We start from the raw sequence: 20,519 nt of genomic DNA on the forward strand, positions 1-20,519 counted from the left end.
TTTCGAACTTCTGTCGCGGGCCGTGGTCAGTATTTACGGTACGCGGCTGGTGTTGCCGGCGCGTCACCATTCTCCTCTTGTCGTTGTTGCTCCGGGGCCGTATCCGCCCCGGTTTTTTTTGCCCGCAGAATTCATGCTGCACCGCAGCACATCACCGTCGGGCACGCCGCTTGCGCGGCCCCGCCCGTTTCGGCGCCCGGTCATGGGCGCCTGCCCGCGTCGCTGGTGCGCGCCCCTGCTAGAATCGCAGTTTCCCGTCGTTTTTCCGCCGTTCCTCTACAGACCCTATGTCCGCATCCGACCTCACTTCCGTGCAGGCTGCGGCGCCGCAAGGCGGCCGCCAGATCCTCGTTACGTCCGCACTGCCCTATGCCAACGGGCAGATCCACATCGGCCACCTGGTCGAGTACATCCAGACCGACATCTGGGTGCGGACGCTGCGAATGCATGGCCATGAGGTCTACTACATCGGCGCCGACGACACGCACGGCACGCCGATCATGCTGCGCGCGGAGAAGGAAGGCCTCACTCCGAAGCAGCTGATCGATCGCGTGTGGACCGAACACAAGCGCGACTTCGACAGCTTCGGCGTGTCGTTCGACAACTTCTACTCGACCGATTCGGACGAGAACCGCGTGCTGAGCGAGAAGATCTACGTCGCGCTGCAGGAAGCCGGCTTCATCGCCGAGCGCGAGATCGAGCAGGCGTACGATCCCGTCAAGGAAATGTTCCTGCCGGACCGCTTCATCAAGGGCGAGTGCCCGAAGTGCCACGCGAAGGACCAGTACGGCGACAACTGCGAAGTGTGCGGCTCGACCTACCTGCCGACCGAACTGCTGAACCCGTATTCGGTCGTGTCGGGCGCAACGCCGGTGCGCAAGACGTCGAAGCACTACTTCTTCCGCCTGTCCGATCCGCGCTGCGAAACGTTCCTGCGCGAATGGGTGAGCGGCCTCGCACAGCCCGAAGCGACCAACAAGATGCGCGAGTGGCTCGGCGACGCCGGCGAAGCCAAGCTCGCCGACTGGGACATCTCGCGTGACGCGCCGTACTTCGGCTTCGAGATCCCGGGCGCGCCCGGCAAGTACTTCTACGTGTGGCTCGACGCGCCGGTCGGCTACTACGCGAGCTTCAAGAACCTGTGCGACCGCAACGGCGTCGACTTCGACGCGTGGGTCCGCCCGGGCTCGACCACCGAGCAGTATCACTTCATCGGCAAGGACATCCTGTACTTCCACACGCTGTTCTGGCCGGCGATGCTCGAATTCTCGGGCCACCGCACACCGACCAACGTGTTCGCGCACGGCTTCCTGACGGTCGACGGCGCGAAGATGTCGAAGTCGCGCGGCACGTTCATCACCGCGCAGAGCTACATCGACACGGGCCTGAACCCCGAATGGCTGCGCTACTACTTCGCCGCGAAGCTGAACGCGACGATGGAAGACATCGACCTGAACCTCGACGACTTCCAGGCGCGCGTGAACAGCGACCTCGTCGGCAAGTACGTGAACATCGCGAGCCGCGCGGCAGGCTTCCTGATCAAGCGCTTCGACGGCCGCGTGCAGGACAGCGCGATGAACCATCCGCTCGTCGCGAAGCTGCGTGACGCGATTCCGCAGATCGCCGCGAACTACGAAGCGCGCGAATACAGCCGTGCGCTGCGCCACACGATGGAGCTCGCGGACGAAGTGAACGCGTACGTCGACGGCGCGAAGCCGTGGGATCTCGCGAAGGATCCGGCCAACGCAGTCGCGCTGCACGAAACCTGCAGCGTGAGCCTCGAGTCGTTCCGCCTGCTGTCGCTCGCGCTGAAGCCGGTGATGCCGCGCGTGGCCGAAGCCGTCGAGTCGTTCTTCGGGATCGCACCGCTCGCCTGGGCCGATGCCGCGAAGCCGCTGTCGTCGGAACAGCCGATCAAGGCGTACCAGCACCTGATGACGCGCGTCGACCCGAAGCAGATCGAAGCGCTGCTCGCCGCGAACCGCGATTCGCTGCAAGCCGAAGCCACCGGCGCGGCCGCCGCGAGCGCCAATGCCGCGAAGGATGCGAAGAACAATGCCAAGGCGAACGCGAAGCAGGCGGTCGTGAACGGCGCGGACGACGCACCGATCTCGATCGACGATTTCGCGAAGATCGACCTGCGCATCGCTAAGATCGTCGCGTGCCAGGCCGTCGAGGGCTCGGACAAGCTGCTGCAGCTCACGCTCGACGTCGGCGAGGAAAAGACCCGCAACGTGTTCTCGGGCATCAAGTCCGCGTACCAGCCCGAGCAGCTCGTCGGCAAGCTGACCGTGATGGTCGCAAACCTCGCGCCGCGCAAGATGAAGTTCGGCCTGTCCGAAGGGATGGTGCTCGCCGCATCGGCAACCGACGAGAAGGCCGAGCCGGGCCTCTACATCCTCGAGCCGCACAGCGGCGCGAAGCCCGGCATGCGCGTGAAGTAAGCCACGCGCTGCGCCGCTTGCACAAAAAAGCCCCGCACGAATCGTGCGGGGCTTTTTTCATGGCTGCTCGGCGCGCCGCGCCTGCCCGCCGTCACTGCCGAACCACCGGTCGAAGCGCCGCGTGTAGTTCAGGTCGACGCCCTGGAACGTGCCGCCGTACGCGGACACCGACCAGAAGCGCGTCAGGTTGATCGTCGCCTTGAACGCGTTGGCCGCCGATTGCAGCCCCTGCTCGAAGCCGAGCACGAACCGCTCGTTGATCGCCTTCGACACCAGCACGACCTGCGGATCGGTCAGCCCGACTTCGCTGCGGCCGACCGAAACCTCGTCGAGACCGAAGGTCTGCGCGACGCGCTTGCCGGTCACGCTGCCGAGCAGCCCGAGCGCCGCCGTCATCGCGCCCTGCTGGCCGACGTTGTTGCCCTGGTCGGTGCCGTGCCCGAACAGCAGCCACGACAGCTTTTCGTTGTCCGTGACGTTCGGCTCCGACACGAGCTTGACCGTCAGCGACTGGATCGTGCCCGTCACCTGCACACCGGCCTCGACCTCCTGGTTGCGCCGCATCGCGAGGATGTTGACGCCCGGGTTCGACACGGGGCCGTTGAACGTGAAGAAGCCGTTCTCGATCGCGAGCTTGCGGCCGAACGACGTGTACGTCGATCCTTCGGTCACGCGCACGTTGCCGACCGCACGCAGCGGCACGCCCGGCGCGCTCATCACGGTGATCGTACCGCGCAGCCCGAGATCCGCGCCGTGGCCCTTGAAGCGGAAGTTGTTGCCGAGGCCGATGTCGATGTTCGCGCGAGGCGCGAGCGACGGCGCCGGCTTGTCCTCGGCCGGCTTCGGCTTCGCGACCGCGGTGCCGGTCGGCGTCTCGCCGCGCACCGTGCCGCCCGGCTCCACGATCACGACATCGTCCGACAGGTGCGGCGCCGATTCCTCCGGCAGGTCGAACAATGCGCGGTCGACGACGAACTTGCCGTCGATGGACAACGCGCCGCGCGGCCCGTCGTTCGCGACGGTTGCCTTGCCCGACAGCGACAGCTTGCGATCCGGCGCCGCGAACAGTTCGAGCTTGTCCGCGACGATGCTCGCGGTCAGGTCGGGCGCCTCGCCATCGAGGCGCACACGGCCGAGCGCGCGCAACGTACCGTCGCCGCCGTGGAACTCGACCTGCTGGAATTCGACGAGGTTTTCCGACAGCTTGATGCGCACGATGCCGTCTTTCAGCTGCACGCCCTGGTCGATGAGCGTCGCGGACAAATCGTCGCCCGTCAGCATCCCCGACAGGTTCGGCTTCACCGGCGTGCCCGCGACGGTGAGCTTCAGCGCCGCGCGCCCGCCGAGCAGGTAGCTCGGCCCGAACAGGTTGCCGGTCGTCTTCAGCGCCGGGATATCGGCATCGATGCGGCCCGACAGCGGGCCGTCGTCGACCACGCCGAACATGCCGTCGCGCAGCGCGAACGGCACGGTGACGTTCGCATCGAGCGTGCCGATCCGGTTCGCCTTCGCGAGCGCCGTCACGTTGAGCCGGTTGCCGGGCGTGAAGCTCGCGCGCGCGGACAGGTCGGTCAGCCCCAGCGATGCGATGCCGCGCCCGCTCTCGATCGTCACGTCGCCGCCGCGACGCTTCATTTGCACATAGCCCGTCGAGTTCGCACCGAGCGAGAAATCCCAGTCGGCGTCGAGCACGACGTCGGTCCGCACCGGCGGCCGCTGGCCCGTCAGCTCCTGGCGGACCTCGAGGAAACGCGCGACCGACGCACCGCTCACCGAGCCCGCCGAGCGCATCTGGCCGTGATCGAACACGAACGACTTCAGGTCGATCGCCGCGCCTTCGAGCGTGAGCCGCGTCGCGCCGAGCGTCACGCGGCCGGCACCGGCCGATACCGTCAGCGGCGACTGCAGCGCGATGGCCGGCGTGCCGCGGTTCGCGAGACGCGTGACGGTACCGTCCCAGCGCATCCCGTCGCGGCTCTCCACCACACCGCCGTTCGCCGCGAGCGTCACGTCGATCACGCGGCCGCCGGCGATCCCGAGCGCCGACGCGTCGAGCGTGTGCTTCGCGCGCGTGCCGTCGAGGTTCGCGCGCAGCGATTTCAGCTTCAGCGAGCCGAGTGCGATGTCGGACGCGTCGACCGTGAACACGAGCGCGCCGTGCGCGCCGTCGCGGATGTCCGCGCGGCCCTGCGCGGCACCGATCCGGTTCGAGCCGACGACGACGTGCTCGGCCTTGTAGGTGGCCGTCACGTTCGGGTGCGCGAAGCTGCCGGTCAGGTCGCCCTGCGCCTGCACGAGCCCTTCCACGCCGAAGCCGAGCCGGTCGAGCTGCGGCGCGTCGACGACGAAGCGCAGCCGGTCGCCCGGCGCGCCGAAGCTGCCGCGCAGATCCACGTGGTTGCCCGCGATCGACAGGGTCGCGTTGCTCGGCAAAATGCGCGAGCCGGCGAGCTGCACGACGCCGGCGCCGGTCAGCGGCACGCCGTCGTACAGGCTGTCGCCGAGCTTGAAGGTCGCCTTCGTCGACACCTGCGGCGCAAATGCGCCCGACGCCGTCAGCGTGCCCGACACGCGCGTCTCGCCGCGCTGGGCCGGTGCCTTCGCGACCTTGGCGGGCGCCTTGCCGCCACCCGCCTTCGGCGCGCTCATCGCGGCGAGCAGCAGCGGATCGAAGGCGGTCAGCGTCGCCTTCGCGTCGTAGCTCGAATGCGCATCGTGGCGGAACACGCCCGTCAGGTCGATGCGGCCCTTGCCCGCTGTCACGCGCGCGTCGGTCAGCACGGTCTGCTGCGACGTCAGCGCAACCTTCGCGCGGGCGCCGAGCGCGAGCTTCGGGTCGTTCAGGTTGAAATCGACGCTCGTCACGTCGCCCGCGAGCGTCACGCCGAGCGGGCCGGCGAGGCGCATCGGCCGCAGCTCGGCGACGAAGGCATTCAGGTCGAGGTTCGCGACCTTCAGGTCGAAGCGGCCCTTGCCGCCCGTCAGCGTGCCGCTACCCGTCACGCTGCCGTCGCGGATCAGCTTCAGCGCAAGCGCGTCGATCCGCTGCGCGTGCGCGTCGAGATGCACGTTCGCGTGCGCGTCGATCACCGGCAGCAGGTGGTCGCCGAGCGTGCCGGGCTTCGCATTGACGATCGACACCGGGCCCGTCACCGCGAAACCCTTCGCGGGCTCGGCCCCGGCCGGCGCGATCACGGGCGCGAGTTCCGCGCGCACCGCGAGATCGGCGGCCGGCGCGCCGGGCGCGAGCGCCTGCGGGTTCACGTGGTCGAACGCGAGGGACGCGCGCGTGAGCGGCACCGCGCCGAACGGCGCGGCCTCGACGTGCGCGCGCCCGTTCAGCTTCATCCCGCTCGCGTCGACGTCGGCAACGAGCGCCTCGAGCGAGCCCGACACGCGCGCGCGCGCATCGACCGGCTCGTCGGACAGCTTGCCCGCATAAGTGGCTTCGCCCGTCAGCGCGAACGGCTTCACGCCGTCGAGCTTCGCGCGCGCGGTCAGCGCGCCGTACGGCGTATCGACGCCGTCGAGCACGAGTTCATGGTGACGGCCGTCGCTGCGGCCGTTCAGCGCGATATGGTCGAGCTGCGTCGTCGACCCGCCATCGTGGATCGCAAGGTGATCGACGCGCAGGTCGTCGATGCGCAACTGCAGCGGCAGGCTCAGGTCCTGCGGCGTCGTACTCGGCGTCGACGGCCCCGGCGGGATCCGCACGTCGATCGTGCCGGCGCGAAGATAGGCGATGGACAACCGCCACGGCGCGCGGGTCAGCGCCCAGCGGCCGTCGAGCCGGTCGATGCGGATTTCGGTGCCGGTGCCGTCGGGGCTGGTCCACGCGAATCCGCGCAACCGCACGCCGGTCGCGAGCGAGCCGCCGTCGAGCGTACCCGCGAGCCGCGCGCCGAGCACGCGCTCGGCCACCTGCCACGCGAGCCGCGTGCCGTGCTCGGTCGTCACCGCGGCCAGCACGAGCCCGATCGCCAGCACGACGAGCAGCACGACCGTCGCGAGCGTCCACGCGACGAAACGCCCGATGCGCGCAACGGGCCCGCGACGCGGCGTACGCGGCGGCGCGTCGGGCGCGCCGTCGGGCGAGTCCGGATCGTGAGGCGGCGGCGTGTCGTTCGGGTCCTTCGTCATGCGGTTCGTCGTCGATGAAACGGTACGGTCAGAAAGCGATGCCGAGCGTCAGGTACGGGCGCACGCTATGGTTGCGCAACCCGTACGCGACGTCGACGTTGATCGGGCCGACGGGGCTGCGCCAGCGCGCGCCGATGCCGACACCCGGGTAAAACACGCGCTCGCCCCACGCATCGGTGGCAGTGCCGATGTCGAAGAACGTCGCGGCGCCCCAGTCGCGGTTGAACCAGTGCTGGTATTCGGCGGTGCCCGTCATCAGGTACTTGGTCGGCAGCACGGAGCCGTCGACGCTGTTGCCGATGCTCTGGTAGCCGTAGCCGCGCACCGAGTTCGAGCCGCCCGCGCGGAACAGCAGCGACGCCGGCACGCCGGTCGAGCTGCCGCTCGTGAACACGCCGCCGAGCTCCGCGCGGAACACGAACAGGTCGCGCTTGCCGATCGGCAGGTACTGCTGGCCGCGCGCGTAGCCGCGGATGAAGGACTGGTCGGTCAGCACGCCCTTGACGGCGAAGCCGGCCTCGGCGTGGATCAGGTTGCCCGAACGCGGGAACAGCGGATCGTCGACGTTGCGGCGCGTCCACGCCCATTGCGGCACGAGCGCGCGGCTCGTGGTCGGCCCGGCGCCGTTCTGGTCGAGCCGGTCCTGGTAGAACATCAGCGAATACGAATAGTCGATGAACTGGCCGGTGCGCGTGCGCTGCGCGCCGATCCGCGCGCTGTAGATGCGCGTGTCCGACACGTTGGTGTTCGTGTACGACGCGAGCACGCTGTTGGTCCAGCCCTTCTCGCCCGGCGGCATCGACAGCTGGACCTGTCCGTATTGCTGGATCTGGTCGAGCCGGCCCGACACGGTCAGCGGCCACGCGGCGCCGAACGTGTCGAGATACGTATAGGAGCCCTGCACGTGCGGCCCGGTATCGGTGGCAAAGCCGACGCCGCCGCGGATGTTGTTGTACGGGAACTCGCTGACCTTCACGTGCACGGGCGTGCGCTCGGGCTTCGCCGTATCGTCGCCGACGTCGATCGCGACGCTCGCGTAGTACGGCGTGTTCTGCAACTGCCGCTGCAGTTCGGTGATCCGCTGCACGTCGTAGATCTCACCTTCCGACAGCGGATTGACGTTCGTGACGATCTTTTCCGGATAGCGCCGCACGCCGTCGACGTCGACCTTGCCGATCGTAAACGTCGGGCCGCTGTCGAACGTGACCGCGAGCGTCGCGCGCTGCGTGCGCGGGTCGACGCGCGCCTCCGACGATGTGATCTTCGCGCCGAGATAGCGACGCGACTGCAGTTGCCTGAGCGCGGCGCCCTTCGCGCCGTCCCAGTCGGACTGCGTGAACGGATCGCCCGGCTTCAGCGAAAACGCGAAACGGGTCGCGGCTTCCTGCTTCGGATCCTCGGTGTCGATCGGCCCCTTGAACGTCAGGTCGACGGTCGACACGACGGTCTGCTTGCCCGGATCGACCGCGATGCGCACGTCGCGCTTGCCGTCGCGCGTGCGCACGTCGGTGCGCACGACCGGCGAGAAATAGCCGGCCGTCGCGGTCAGGTCGCGCACCTGCTGCGGCGTGGCGGTAACGAGGAAGTCGAACTGGTCGTCGCTGATGTCGTCGCGCTTCGCGAAGCGCGCGATATCCAGATGCGACTTGAGCAGCTTGCGAACCGAGCTCGGCGCGTCGATGTCGACGTCGTACTTCGCGTGGGCCGGCAACGCGAAGCACGCGGCCAGGCAACCCGCGAGGGCCACCCGCGCGGCGCGGGCCGCGGCGCCGGCGCGATTGCAATCCACGCGCGGGCCCGCGTCATGTGCCGTGTGTGCTTGCTGGTTCGACTGCCCCGCCAAATATGACCTCGCCCTCGGTTATCACGGTTTTGTGGAAAACCCTGTATTTGACCACAGGGTGCCGGCGTCAAATCTTAATGTTTGTAAACCGCGGCACGAGCGAGCGTGGCCGCAACGTCATGCCTGACGGCGCGCTCCCGGGTGCCGCCTGCACGCCAGCCCGCGGATTCGACGCGCGATTGACGCCGGCCGTTCCCGCGATGCGGTAAAATCCCGCCATCGTGAATCCGGCGCATCGTGCGCCGCCCGAAACGGAAAACCCAGCCATGCCGTACCAGTCCGATGTCACGCAGTTCCTGAACCAGCTCAAGCAGCAGAAGCCGACGCTCGAGGAAGAGCAGCGCAAGGGCCGTTCCCTGCTGTGGGACAAGCAGCCGATCGACCTCGAAGAGCGCGCCGAGCAACAGGATTCGCGCGTGAAGCAAACGTCGTACGTCTACTACCAGAACTTCTGACGACGTGAGCGCCGCCGACGAGGCCAGCGCCGCCCGGCAGGACGACGCGATCGCCGCGCCCGCGGGCGCCGATTCGACGCCCGACACGGTCGACGGTGTCGCGGCGTTCGCTCGCCTGTACGGCGAGCCGCTCTTCAAGCTGCCGCAGGATCTCTACATCCCGCCCGATGCGCTCGAGATCTTCCTCGAGACCTTCGAAGGCCCGCTCGACCTGCTGCTCTACCTGATCCGCAAGCAGAACTTCAACGTGCTCGACATCCCGATGGCGCAGGTCACCGCGCAATATCTGGGCTATGTCGACCAGATCCGCACGTCGAACCTCGAGCTCGCGGCCGAGTACCTGCTGATGGCCGCGATGCTCATCGAGATCAAGTCGCGGATGCTGCTGCCGGTCAAGAAGGCCGACACCGGCGAGGAAGCCGAGGATCCGCGCGCCGAACTCGTGCGCCGCCTGCTCGAATACGAGCAGATGAAGCTCGCCGCGCAACGGCTCGACCAGCTGCCGCAACTCGGCCGCGACTTCCTGCGCGCCGAGGTCTACATCGAGCAAAGCGTCACGCCGCGCTTCCCCGACGTGGATTCGGACGACCTGCGCGCCGCATGGGCCGACGTGCTCAAGCGTGCGAAGCTCGTCCAGCACCACAAGATCTCCCGCGAGGAGCTGTCGGTGCGCGAACACATGAGCCTGATCCTGCGCCGGCTGCAGAACGCACGCTTCATGGAGTTCGCCGAGCTGTTCGACACGTCGCGCGGCGTGCCGGTCGTCGTCGTGAATTTCATCGCGATGCTCGAACTCGCGCGCGAATCGCTCCTCGAGATCACGCAGGCCGAGCCGTTCGCGCCGATCTACGTGCGTCTCGCGTACCTGCCCGCGTAACACCCGCGCCCGCCCTTCCCGTTCTCCCGATTCATCCCGGCACGCTCGCCGCCTCGCCGGAGCCCGGCGCAGTCGCGCGAGGGGTTGCCGGCACGCCCGATTAAAAAGTGAACGACCGTTCTTTTTTCGATGCGTTTGGCGGCCAAATCCTCTACAATCCGCCGACGCCCGATGCGCCGCCCGCGCGCCGGCGTTCTCCGCTTCGACCCCGACGCCGCTGCTGCGGCGCCAACGCGCGCCAGCGCGAGGAACCCGCTACCCGATCATGAAAGTCATCAGCTCGATCCATGAACTGCGCGACCAGCTGCGCGGACAGAACCGCACGGCGTTCGTGCCGACGATGGGCAACCTGCACGAAGGGCACCTGTCGCTGATGCGCCTCGCGCGCCAGCACGGCGACCCGGTCGTGGCGAGCATCTTCGTCAACCGGCTGCAATTCGGCCCGAACGAGGATTTCGACAAGTATCCGCGCACGCTCCAGGACGATATCGAGAAGCTGCAGAAGGAAAACGTCTACGTGCTGTTCGCGCCGACCGAGCGCGACATGTACCCGGAACCGCAGGAATACCGCGTGCTGCCGCCGGACGATCTCGGCGGGATCCTCGAAGGTGAATTCCGGCCCGGCTTCTTCACCGGCGTGTGCACGGTCGTGGCGAAGCTGATGGCCTGCGTGCAGCCGCGCGTCGCCGTGTTCGGCAAGAAGGACTACCAGCAGCTGATGATCGTGCGCCGCATGTGCCAGCAGCTCGCGCTGCCGGTCGAGATCATCGCCGCCGAAACCGTGCGTGACGAGGACGGCCTCGCGCTGTCGTCGCGCAATCGCTACCTGTCGGCCGACGAACGCAACGAAGCGCCCGAACTCGCGAAGACGCTGCAGCGCCTCCGCGAAAGCGTACTCGGCGGCGAGCGCGACCTCGGCAAGCTCGAAGAAGTGGCCCGCACGCATCTGGCCGGCCGCGGCTGGGCGCCCGACTACATCTCGATCCGCCGCCGCGCGAACCTGATCGCGCCGGACGCGGCCCAGCTCGAAGCCGGCGAACCGCTCGTCGTCGTCGCCGCAGCGAAGCTCGGCGCGACGCGCCTCATCGATAACCTGGAAATCTGACGGGCCGCCCCGCCCGCGCCTCTCACGACGCATCACGGAGACATCATGCAGCGCCACATGCTCAAATCGAAGATCCACCGCGCGGCCGTCACGCATTGCGAGCTGCACTACGAAGGCTCGTGCGCGATCGACGAAGACCTGCTCGAAGCATCGGGCATCATCGAGAACGAACGCATCGACATCTGGAACATCAACAACGGCGAGCGCTTCTCGACGTACGCGATCAAGGGTGAGCGCGGCAGCGGGATGATCTCGCTGAACGGCTCGGCCGCGCGTCGCGCGCAGCTCGGCGACCTCGTAATCATCGCGGCATTCGCGATGGTCGACGAAGCCGAACTGCAGGCGGGCTGGAAGCCGAAGCTCGTGTTCATCGACGACGGCAACAAGATCAAGGGCCACCGCGATCACGTGCCGACGCAGAACTGGACCTGACCGGCCGCCCGCGTGCCCTGGCGCGCGGGAGTGGCCGCGCCGCTTGTGATCGAAGGGCCGGATTCCGTACTCGACGGAATCCGGCCCTTTCTCATTTCATCGTGCGCCGGCCCGGCGGCCGCGCGATCAGGACGCCTTGGCGGCCTTTTCCGTCTTCGCTGCCTTCGGCGCCCGGCGTTCGGCCCATTCGACGATCGGCCGCCACTGTTCGAGATCCTTCTCGACCCGGCTCTTCGCGACGTCCCACAGCGTGAGGCCGTGCGCGGCGATCTGCACGTAGTTCTGCGTGTCGCGCACATAGCCGAGCACCGGCAGGCCGAGCCCTTCGACGAACCGGTGAAGCTGGTCCGACGAGCGCGTGCGCGCATCGACCCGCATCCCGACGATCCCGACCTCGACGTTGCCCTTGCGCACGGCCTTCTCGCCGGCGAGGCGCTCCAGAAACTGTTGCGTGGCGAGAATATCGAACATCGACGGCTGCAGCGGCACGATCACCTTGTCGGCCAGTTGCAGCGCAACGTTGAGCCGGTTGCCGTGCAGGCCGGCCGGCGTATCGATCACCGCATATTCGAGGCCGCGCGGCGGCTTCGTCGGCGCGTCCGGATCCAGCTCCCATGCCTCGATCGCCGGCAATCCGGCCGGCCGCAGGTCGAGCCACGCATGCGCGGACTGCTGCCGATCCAGGTCGGCGAGCGCGACCCACGCGCCCTGCGCCGCGAAATAGCCGGCAAGATTGGTGGACAGCGTGCTCTTCCCCACGCCGCCCTTCGGATTCGCCACCACGATCACCGTCATGAATTCCCCCGAAAAGGCCGCGCGGCGCCCGCCGCATGGCAGGCGCCGCTCGATTACGGATACAGGGAGCGATGATATCGGCAAACGGGGTGTCACTGAAACGGGTTGCGCCGCACCATGTGGGCTTACCTACCCCTTACGCACGCTGACCCGCGGCCGCCCGTGCGCCGAGCGCAAACGCGCCGCCGCCCAGCAGCGCCTGCACGGCAAGCGTGACGGCCCAGAACGCCGGATATTCCCAGCCGCCGTGCGGTGACGTGAAGCTCCAGCCGTTCGGCAGATGCGTGGCGGTCGCGCCGAGCATGAACGGCAGCAGCACGAGCGCGGCGACGCGCACACGGAAGCCCGCGAGCAGCGCCAAGCCGCCGGCCAGTTCGACGAACGTCGTCAGGTACGCGAGCCAGCCCGGCAGGCCGCTCGACGCAAAGAACTGCGCGGTGCCGGGCAGCGTGAAGACAAACACCTTCTGCGCGACGTGCGCGAGGTACAGCACGCCGAGCGCGACGCGCAGCAGGGTTGCGGCGAAATCGTTGAGGCGATTGGGGTTCATGGCGAATTCCTTCGTGAGTGGTGTGAATGGATTGCACTCTATTCGAACCAATTCGACCGATAAACGCGCAAATTCGCTTTAACTGATTCCCATACGGAGTTAATCAGGACGTAAAAAGGGGCATGACCGATCATGCCCCGCAACCTGCTTCAGTAACCGCTCTTGCCTTGTGAGGCGTCGCCGGAACCGGACTGGCTGCCGCCCGGTGCGTATGAATCGCACGCATGCGCAACCGCCGACACGCCCAACAGCGCCGCGAGCAGCACGCTCCACCACCATCGAGCCTTCATCGTCGCACTCCTCCAGGCGGACATCCGCCCTCCTGTGTTGTACGCGATCCGGCGGAAAAAGCGAGCACGGCCCGCGCCGCGTCAACGAAACTCGGCGTACAGCGCGTCGAGGTCGAGATGGTCGGCGAACGTGTCGGCCAGCCGCTCGAGCGATGCCTCGCGCAGCGCCGGATAGTCGATGCGCTCCGCGCCGTCGAGCCCGGCCCACGCGAGCAGCGCCGTGCAGGCGTCGGGCGAGTCGAACAGCCCGTGCACGTAGGTCGCGAGGATCTGGCCATCGGCAGAAACCGCGCCGTCGGGGCGTGTGCCGCCGTGCGCGGCATCGGCTGCCAGCGCCAGCGCGGGCGACGCGAGCGCGGGCCCGTGCGTGTCGCCCATGTGGATCTCATAGCCGCGCACCACGGCCCCGCCCGGCAGCGCGAGATGCCCCGTCACGTTCTTCAGCGTCTTGTCGGGCTGCAGCGTCGTATCGAAATCGAGCAACCCGAGCCCCGGCACGCTGCCGGGCGCCCCTTCGAGGCCGAGCGGATCGTCGAGCGTGCGGCCGAGCATCTGCATCCCGCCGCAGATGCCGATCACCTTGCCGCCGTAGCGCAGGTGCCGACGGATCAGCGTGTCCCAGCCCGCGTCGCGCAGCCATGCGAGATCGCGCTGCACGCTCTTGGAGCCGGGCAGGATCAGCAGGTCGGCATCCGGCACGGGGCCGCTCTTCCAGTACGTGAATTCCACCTGCGGATGCGCGCGCAGCGGATCGAAATCGGTGTGGTTGCTGATGCGCGGCAGCGCCGGCACGACGACACGCAGCACGCCGGCGTCGCCCCGTGCGGCGGCGCTGCGCGCCTGTGCGGGCAGCATGTCCTCGGCGTCGAGCAGCAGGCCGTGCAGGTACGGCAGCACGCCGAACACGGGCTTGCCCGTTTGCGCGCGCAGCCAGTCGAGCCCCGGTTCGAGCAGCTTGAAGTCGCCACGGAAGCGGTTGATCACGAAGCCGCGCACACGCGCGCGCTCGCTGTCAGACAGGCACGCGAGCGTGCCGACCAGGTGCGCGAACACGCCGCCGCGGTCGATGTCGGCGACCAGCACGACCGGGCAGTCGACGCGTTCGGCAAACCCCATGTTCGCGATGTCGCCGTCGCGCAGGTTGATCTCCGCCGGGCTGCCCGCGCCCTCGACGATCACCGTGTCGTAGCCGGCGCGCAGGCGTGCGTACGACTCGAGCACCGCCTCGAACGCGACCGGCTTGTAGTCGTGATACGCGCGCGCATTGAGGTTCATGCGCGCCTTGCCGTGAATGATGACCTGCGCGCCGCGGTCGCTCGTCGGCTTCAGCAGCACGGGGTTGAAATCCGTATGCGGTGCAACGCCCGCGGCCAGTGCCTGCAGCGCCTGCGCGCGGCCGATCTCACCGCCGTCGGCCGTCACCGCGCTGTTGAGCGCCATATTCTGCGGCTTGAACGGCGCAACGCGCGCGCCGGCGCGGCGCGCCAGCCGGCACAGGCCCGCGACCAGCGTGCTCTTGCCCGCGTCGGACGTCGTGCCCTGGATCATCAGCGTGCCGCGCGGCCGCGGTTCGGGTGCATTCATCGTGTAAAAGTCGTCGCGAAGCAAAGGCCGCATTATCCCCCGCGCCGGTATGCCCGCGCCGTTACAATCACGCGATGATTCCGCACGACCTCACCTTCGTCCTCGGCGGCGCGCGCTCGGGCAAGAGCGCGCACGCCGAGCGGCTCGCCGCCGACAGCGGGCGCCCCGTCACCTACATCGCGACCGCAACCGCCGCCGATGCCGAATTCGCGCAACGCATCGCGCACCATCGCGCGCGCCGGCCGGCCGAATGGGGTTTCGCCGACGCGCCCGTCGATCTCGCCGGTACGCTCGCGCGGCTCGACGATCCGCACGCGTGCCTGCTCGTCGATTGCCTGACGCTGTGGCTCACGAACCTGCTGTGCCCGGCCGACGGCGAACCGCTCGACGATGCGCAGTACGCGGTGCAGGTCGACCGGCTCGAACAGGCGTTGCGCGGCGCACGCGCGAAGGTCATCGTCGTCAGCAACGAGATCGGGCTCGGCGTCGTGCCGCTCGGGTCGGTCACGCGCCGCTATGTCGACGAACTCGGGCGCCTGAACCAGCGTGTCGCCGCGCTCGCGACGCGCGTGACGCTGCTCGTCGCCGGGCTGCCGCTCGACCTCAAGACGGGAGCACCGTCATGCTGATGCTGTCGCTGCCCGTCGTCGCGATGTTCGCGGTCGCGGCCGCGATCGTCGACCGCGCGATCGGCGAACCGGCCGGCTGGCATCCGCTCGTCGCGTTCGGCCGTCTCGCCGCGCGTATCGAAGGCGCGCTGAACACGGGCCGCCGCGGCCGCGTGGTCGGCGTCGCCGCGTGGATCGCTGCGGTCGTGCCGCCGGTCGCCGTCGCGGCATGGCTCGCGGCCGTGCTGCCTTGGCCGCTCGCGGCCGCGCTGCACATCGCGCTGCTGTGGTTCGCGCTCGGCGCGAAAAGCCTTGCCGACCACGTCGCGCCGATCGCCGCGGCACTGCTGCGACATGACCTCGGCGCCGCCCGCGCGCTGACCGCGCGCATCGTGTCGCGCGACACGAGCGACGCGGACGAAGGCGCGCTGTCGCGCGCGGCCGTCGAATCGGCACTCGAGAACGGCAACGACGCGATCTTCGGCGCACTGTTCTGGTTCGTCATCGCGGGCGGCCCCGGCGCGCTGCTGTTCCGGCTCGCGAACACGCTCGACGCGATGTGGGGCTACCGCACGCCGCGCTTCCTGACCTTCGGCTGGGCCGCCGCGCGCCTCGACGACGCGCTGAACTGGATTCCCGCGCGCCTCACGGCCGCGAGCTACGCGCTGCTCGGCGACACGGCCGCCGCATGGCGTTGCTGGCGCACGCAGGCACGCCACTGGGACAGCCCGAACGCGGGCCCGGTGATGGCCGCCGGCGCCGGCAGCCTGAACGTGCAGCTCGGCGGCCCGGCCGTCTATCACGGCGAGATCGAGGATCGTCCCGCGCTCGGCACCGGCGCAGCGGCGACCGCCGTCCACATCGTCGCCGCGCTGTCGCTCGTCACGCGCACGCTGGCCCTGTGGCTCGCGGTGCTGGTCGCGAGCGGCGCACTCGTCATGGCCACCCATCATGTCTGACACCCGCATCGTGCATGGCGGCAACCTCCATGAGGCCGCCCGCCGCCACGGCATTCCGTACGACACGTGGCTCGACCTGTCGACCGGCATCAATCCGGCCGGCTATCCGGTGCCGCCCGTCCCGGCCGACGCATGGCGCCGGCTGCCCGACGACGGCGACGGCCTCGCGGCCTGCGCCGCGCAGTACTACCACGCGCCCGATCCCGCGCACGTGCTGCCGGTTGCCGGCAGCCAGGCTGCAATCCGCGCATTGCCCGCTTTGCTGCCGACCGGCGACGCCGGCGTCGCGGCGCTCGCGTACGGTGAATACGCGCCTGCCTTCGCGCGCCACGGCCATCGCGTCGTCACGCTCGACATCGGCGCGGACGCGCTGCCTGCGACGCTGCACCACGTCATCGTCGGGAATCCGAACAATCCGACCGCCGAGTTCGTGCCGGCCGGGCGCCTGCTCGGCTGGCATGCGCAGCTGGCGGCACGCGGCGGCACGCTGATCGTCGACGAGGCATTCGCCGATACGGGTGCGACGCAGTCGCTTGCGCCTCACGTCGATCGCCCGGGGCTCGTCGTACTGCGTTCGGTCGGCAAGTTCTTCGGGCTCGCCGGCATCCGCGCAGGCTTCGTGCTCGCGTGCCCTGAGCAGATCGTCGCACTGCGCGACATGCTCGGCGCATGGACGGTCGGCGGCCCTGCCCGCCACGCAGTTGCCGCGGCGTTCGCCGACCGCGCATGGCAGGCCGCCGCCCGCGAACGGCTCGCGGCCGACGGCAAGCGGCTGGGCGCATTGCTGCGCGCGCACGGCTTCGCTGCCCGCGCGACGCCGCTCTTCAGCTGGACCGACGACCCGCGCGCCGCGGCGCTGCATGTAGCACTCGCGGCACGTGGAATCTGGACACGGCACTTCCCGACACCGTCGAGCGTACGCGTGGGCCTGCCGGGCACCGAAGCGGAATGGCAGCGCCTCGGCGACGCGCTCGCGCACAGCGTGCCGCTGCTGCAACGGGAATCCGCATGAGTCTGCGCATGTTTCGCCGGCTGACGCCGGTCGCGATGCTGACCACACTCGCTTACGCACCGCTCGTCCACGCCGATGTCACGGCGCGCGACGACGCCGGTAATACCGTCACGCTGCCCGCGCCCGCGCAGCGCGTGATCAGCCTCGCGCCGCACGCGACCGAGCTGGTCTATGCGGCCGGCGGCGGCACGAAGCTCGTCGGCACCGTCACGTACAGCGACTATCCGCCCGCCGCGCAAGCGATACCGCGCGTCGGCGACAACAAGGCGCTCGACCTCGAACGGATCGCCGCGCTGAAGCCCGACCTGATCGTCGTCTGGCGGCACGGCAATGCCGAGCGGCAGACCGATGCACTGCGCGCACTGCACATCCCGCTGTTCTTCAGCGAACCCAAGCATCTCGACGACGTATCGTCGTCGCTGCGCCGGCTCGGCACGCTGCTCGGCACGCAACCGGCGGCCGATGCGGCCGCGGCCGCCTATACGCACGACATTGCGGCGCTGCGCACGCGTTACGCCACGCGAGCGCCGGTCACGATGTTCTTCCAGGTCTGGGATCGGCCACTGATGACGCTCAATGGCGCGCACCTGATCAACGACGTGATCGAGCTGTGCGGTGGCCGCAACGTGTTCGCATCGCTCAAGCCGCTCGTGCCGACCGTCAACGACGAGGCCGTGCTCGCGGCGAATCCGGAGGCGATCGTGACGACCAGCGCGGGTACGACGCGCTCGGACGAACCGCTGCCGAGCCTGGCGCGCTGGCGCGTGTGGCCCGCATTGACGGCCGTGGCGCGCAACAACCTGTTCGCGATCGACGGCGATCTGCTGACGCGGCCGTCGCCGCGGATCGCGCGGGGCGCGGCCGCGCTGTGTGAAGACCTCGATGCCGCGCGTGCGCGGCGCCCGCGCTGATTTCCGGCGGCTCGCGCGTTCATCGCGCTTCAGTTGCCTGAAACGGATTGAGCTCGCGCTGCGTCGTTCACATGCGAACGCCAGCGCACCTATTCGTCCCAGTGCACCACTTCCCATGTTCGCGCGGCAGCATCCGCACGCAGCCAGACGACACCACCTGTCGGTACGGGCCGAGACAACAGCGTATCGAGCGGCACGCGTAGTACATGCGATGCGAACGCGCGGATCACACCCGCATGCGTGACCGCCCATTGCGGCCGGTCGAATTGCGCCACGGCATCGGCCCGCCCCGCGACCCGCGCGGCAAACCGCGCGACGCTTTCGCCGCCATGCGCACACGCATGCATCAGGTCGGTCGCCCACGCATCCAGCGCCGCGCGATCGATATCGTCCCAGCGCCGCATTTCCCACGCGCCGAAATCCATTTCCTGCCAGTCGGCATCGCGCCGCAACGGCACACCGCATGCCTGCGCGAGCCGTTCCGCAACCGACGCGCAGCGCGTCAGCGGGCTCGTCCAGACATGTTCAGGAAGGGGCGCGCGGAGCGCCGACAGATGTGCGTGCACGGCCTGCACACCGGCGTCGGCCGGCGCGGCGAGCGGCACGTCGCTGCGTCCGTAGCAGATGCCCGGCTCGACGCCGACGGCAGGATGACGGATCAGGACGACGTCCATCCGAGCACCACGAGATAGAGCGCCAGTTCGCACAGTTGCTGCGTGAAGCCGAGACAGTCACCTGTATAGCCGCCAATCCGCTTCACGAAATAGCGGGCGGCCCATGCGCGCACGAGCACGAGCGCACCGCATGCGGCGACGCCCATGCGCCAGTCGGGCCAGAACAGCCAGGGCAATCCGAACAGCGCCGCGACGCAAGCCGCGCGTGCGCCCATCCGTTGCGCGACCGGTTTCGCCTTGCCTTCGGACCGCACGTAGTCGAGCGTCATCAGCAAACTCACCGCTGCCGCGCGGCTCGCCGCATGCGCGGCGATCATCGTCCACGCGGCACGCAACGGCAGCATGGACGCAAGCGCCTGCCATTTCACGCCGAGCGAGATCACGAGTGCGACCGCGCCGAACGTGCCGATCCGCGAGTCGTGCATGATGCGCAGCACGTCGTCGCGCGTATAGCCGCCGCCGAACGCATCGCAGCTGTCGGCAAGGCCGTCTTCGTGGAATGCACCGGTCGCGAGCAGCGTCGCGGCCATCGACAGCCCGACCGCGATCGACGGGGGCAGCACGCGCAACGCGACGAGATACACGAGCGCGCCCCAAGCGCCCACGCATGCGCCGACGAGCGGGAAATAACGCGCGGCCTGGTCGAGATCGCCGGCCGCGTAGCCGATCGAGCGCGGCACCGGCACGCGCGTGAAGTAGCCGAGCGCGACGAAGAAGTAGCGCAACTCGGCCCGCACGCCGCGCGCGCGATCAGGCGTCACGATTGTCGACGCCGGCGGATTCGAAGCTCGCCATTTCCGTGAGAAACGCCGCCGCCGCACGCACGAGCGGCAGCGCGAGCGCCGCGCCCGTGCCTTCGCCGAGCCGCAGGTCGAGCGCGAGCAGCGGCTTCGCGCCGAAATGCTCGAGCATGCGCCGATGCCCGGCCTCGTGCGACGTATGCGAGAACACGCAGTAGTCGCGCACGCCGGGCGCGATGCGCTCGGCGACGAGCAGTGCAGCCGTCGCGATGAAGCCGTCGACGAGGATCGTCATCCGCTCGCTTGCGGCCGCGAGATACGCGCCCGTCATCATCGCGATCTCGAAGCCGCCGAACGTCGCGAGCACGTCGAGCGGCGCAATCGCGTGCGAATGCTTGACGAGCGCACGGCCGAGCACCGCGCGCTTGTGCGCGAGGCCCTGGTCGTCGAGGCCCGTGCCGCGCCCGACGCACGCGTCGATCGGCACGCTGAGCAGGCGGCTCATCAGGCACGCGGCCGACGACGTGTTCGCGATCCCCATCTCGCCGAAGCCGATCACGTTCGTGCCGAGCGACGCATGCAGGCGCACGCGCGCCGCGCCGGCCGCGAGCGCCGTCATCGCCTCGTCGCGCGTCATCGCCGGCTCCGCCGCGAAGTTGCGCGTGCCGCGTGCGACCGGCAGCGACACCAGCCGGTCGGACACCGGCAACGGCGACGCGACGCCCGCATCGACGATCTCGAGCGTGCTCTGCGCGACGCCCGAGAATGCGTTGATCGCCGCGCCGCCGGCGAGGAAGTTCGCGACCATTTGTGCGGTCACCGCTTGCGGATAAGGACTCACGCCCTCGGCGGCAATCCCGTGATCACCGGCAAACACGATCATCACGGGACGCTGCACGACCGGCCGCTCGGTGTGCTGGATCAGGCCGATCTGCAGCGCGACCGCCTCGAGCTGGCCGAGGCTGCCGGGCGGCTTGGTCTTGTGGTCGATCACGTGCTGCAGGCGCTTGCGCAGCACATCGTCGAGCGGCGCGATTGCGGGCGGGAAGGGGGTCGGGGTCGTCATCGAAGAGCCGGGTCGTTGGCGCGGCGTGCGCCGC

The 20,519-nt window shown here is 69.0% G+C and carries 18 protein-coding genes; 9 read left to right on the forward strand and 9 right to left on the reverse strand.

Annotated features, from left to right (window positions below; all coding sequences use genetic code 11):
- The first annotated feature begins 287 nt into the window (after window positions 1-287).
- Entirely contained in the window at window positions 288-2,444 is a 2,157-nt protein-coding gene (metG, locus tag BCO18175_RS30150; protein WP_174986331.1) for a methionine--tRNA ligase, read from the forward strand.
- Window positions 2,445-2,501: 57 nt separating this feature from the next.
- On the opposite strand, the gene BCO18175_RS30155 is transcribed toward metG, so the two are convergent.
- Window positions 2,502-6,584: a translocation/assembly module TamB domain-containing protein gene (locus tag BCO18175_RS30155; protein WP_174986333.1), complete on the reverse strand. Its 4,083-nt coding sequence runs from the start codon at window positions 6,582-6,584 to the stop codon at window positions 2,502-2,504.
- A gap of 28 nt (window positions 6,585-6,612) precedes the next feature.
- On the reverse strand, window positions 6,613-8,427 hold the full coding sequence (locus BCO18175_RS30160) for an autotransporter assembly complex protein TamA (RefSeq protein WP_174986334.1): 1,815 nt from the start codon (window positions 8,425-8,427) through the stop codon (window positions 6,613-6,615).
- Between the two features lie 266 nt (window positions 8,428-8,693).
- Between BCO18175_RS30160 and BCO18175_RS30165 the strand changes: the two genes are divergently transcribed.
- The 4 genes from BCO18175_RS30165 to panD all read left to right on the forward strand — a co-directional run bounded on the left by BCO18175_RS30165 (window position 8,694) and on the right by panD (window position 11,296).
- On the forward strand, window positions 8,694-8,882 hold the full coding sequence (locus BCO18175_RS30165; RefSeq protein ID WP_174916416.1) for a DUF3460 family protein: 189 nt from the start codon (window positions 8,694-8,696) through the stop codon (window positions 8,880-8,882).
- A gap of 4 nt (window positions 8,883-8,886) precedes the next feature.
- The gene (locus BCO18175_RS30170; protein ID WP_174916415.1) at window positions 8,887-9,759 is read left to right on the forward strand and encodes a segregation and condensation protein A; all 873 of its coding nucleotides are present in this window, start codon (window positions 8,887-8,889) and stop codon (window positions 9,757-9,759) included.
- A 265-nt stretch (window positions 9,760-10,024) separates the two neighbouring features.
- Window positions 10,025-10,864, forward strand: coding sequence for a pantoate--beta-alanine ligase (gene panC, locus BCO18175_RS30175; protein ID WP_174986336.1), 840 nt, complete (start codon window positions 10,025-10,027; stop codon window positions 10,862-10,864).
- 45 nt (window positions 10,865-10,909) lie between these two features.
- The gene (panD, locus tag BCO18175_RS30180; RefSeq protein ID WP_039368025.1) at window positions 10,910-11,296 is read left to right on the forward strand and encodes an aspartate 1-decarboxylase; all 387 of its coding nucleotides are present in this window, start codon (window positions 10,910-10,912) and stop codon (window positions 11,294-11,296) included.
- Between the two features lie 126 nt (window positions 11,297-11,422).
- Here panD and BCO18175_RS30185 read toward each other — a convergent pair whose 3' ends face one another.
- The 4 genes from BCO18175_RS30185 to BCO18175_RS30200 form a co-directional block, all read right to left on the reverse strand.
- Window positions 11,423-12,091 (reverse strand): ParA family protein, encoded by a 669-nt coding sequence (locus BCO18175_RS30185; protein WP_174986338.1) that lies wholly within the window; start codon window positions 12,089-12,091, stop codon window positions 11,423-11,425.
- Window positions 12,092-12,227: 136 nt separating this feature from the next.
- Window positions 12,228-12,641, reverse strand: a complete 414-nt coding sequence (locus tag BCO18175_RS30190) for a DoxX family protein (protein WP_174986340.1) — start codon at window positions 12,639-12,641, stop codon at window positions 12,228-12,230.
- Window positions 12,642-12,790: 149 nt separating this feature from the next.
- Window positions 12,791-12,931 (reverse strand): hypothetical protein, encoded by a 141-nt coding sequence (locus tag BCO18175_RS30195; RefSeq protein WP_174986342.1) that lies wholly within the window; start codon window positions 12,929-12,931, stop codon window positions 12,791-12,793.
- Window positions 12,932-13,012: 81 nt separating this feature from the next.
- Window positions 13,013-14,515 (reverse strand): cobyric acid synthase, encoded by a 1,503-nt coding sequence (locus BCO18175_RS30200; RefSeq protein ID WP_174986343.1) that lies wholly within the window; start codon window positions 14,513-14,515, stop codon window positions 13,013-13,015.
- A gap of 74 nt (window positions 14,516-14,589) precedes the next feature.
- Between BCO18175_RS30200 and cobU the strand changes: the two genes are divergently transcribed.
- Genes cobU through BCO18175_RS30220 form a run of 4 tightly spaced genes read left to right on the forward strand, consistent with a single transcriptional unit; the run spans window position 14,590 to window position 18,005 of the window.
- Window positions 14,590-15,144 (forward strand): bifunctional adenosylcobinamide kinase/adenosylcobinamide-phosphate guanylyltransferase, encoded by a 555-nt coding sequence (gene cobU / locus BCO18175_RS30205; protein WP_174986345.1) that lies wholly within the window; start codon window positions 14,590-14,592, stop codon window positions 15,142-15,144.
- Window positions 15,138-16,082 carry an adenosylcobinamide-phosphate synthase CbiB gene (gene cbiB, locus BCO18175_RS30210; RefSeq protein WP_174986347.1) on the forward strand — a complete coding sequence of 315 codons (945 nt, stop codon included), beginning with the start codon at window positions 15,138-15,140 and terminating at the stop codon, window positions 16,080-16,082. Before cobU ends, cbiB begins: the two co-directional genes overlap by 7 nt.
- Window positions 16,075-17,094, forward strand: a complete 1,020-nt coding sequence (cobD, locus tag BCO18175_RS30215) for a threonine-phosphate decarboxylase CobD (protein ID WP_174986349.1) — start codon at window positions 16,075-16,077, stop codon at window positions 17,092-17,094. Before cbiB ends, cobD begins: the two co-directional genes overlap by 8 nt.
- Window positions 17,091-18,005, forward strand: a complete 915-nt coding sequence (locus BCO18175_RS30220) for a cobalamin-binding protein (protein WP_174986351.1) — start codon at window positions 17,091-17,093, stop codon at window positions 18,003-18,005. Before cobD ends, BCO18175_RS30220 begins: the two co-directional genes overlap by 4 nt.
- An 89-nt stretch (window positions 18,006-18,094) precedes the next feature.
- On the opposite strand, the gene cobC is transcribed toward BCO18175_RS30220, so the two are convergent.
- Genes cobC through cobT form a run of 3 tightly spaced genes read right to left on the reverse strand, consistent with a single transcriptional unit; the run spans window position 18,095 to window position 20,485 of the window.
- A complete protein-coding gene (cobC, locus tag BCO18175_RS30225) occupies window positions 18,095-18,679 on the reverse strand; it encodes an alpha-ribazole phosphatase (protein ID WP_174986354.1) in 585 nt (194 codons plus the stop codon).
- Window positions 18,664-19,440: an adenosylcobinamide-GDP ribazoletransferase gene (locus BCO18175_RS30230; protein WP_174986356.1), complete on the reverse strand. Its 777-nt coding sequence runs from the start codon at window positions 19,438-19,440 to the stop codon at window positions 18,664-18,666. The genes cobC and BCO18175_RS30230 overlap by 16 nt, the downstream gene beginning before the upstream one ends.
- Entirely contained in the window at window positions 19,430-20,485 is a 1,056-nt protein-coding gene (gene cobT, locus BCO18175_RS30235) for a nicotinate-nucleotide--dimethylbenzimidazole phosphoribosyltransferase (protein WP_174916403.1), read from the reverse strand. Before cobT ends, BCO18175_RS30230 begins: the two co-directional genes overlap by 11 nt.
- Between the last annotated feature and the right edge of the window lie 34 nt (window positions 20,486-20,519).

Source organism: Burkholderia lata, assembly GCF_902499335.1.
Classification (GTDB): Bacteria; Pseudomonadota; Gammaproteobacteria; order Burkholderiales; family Burkholderiaceae; genus Burkholderia; species Burkholderia lata_B.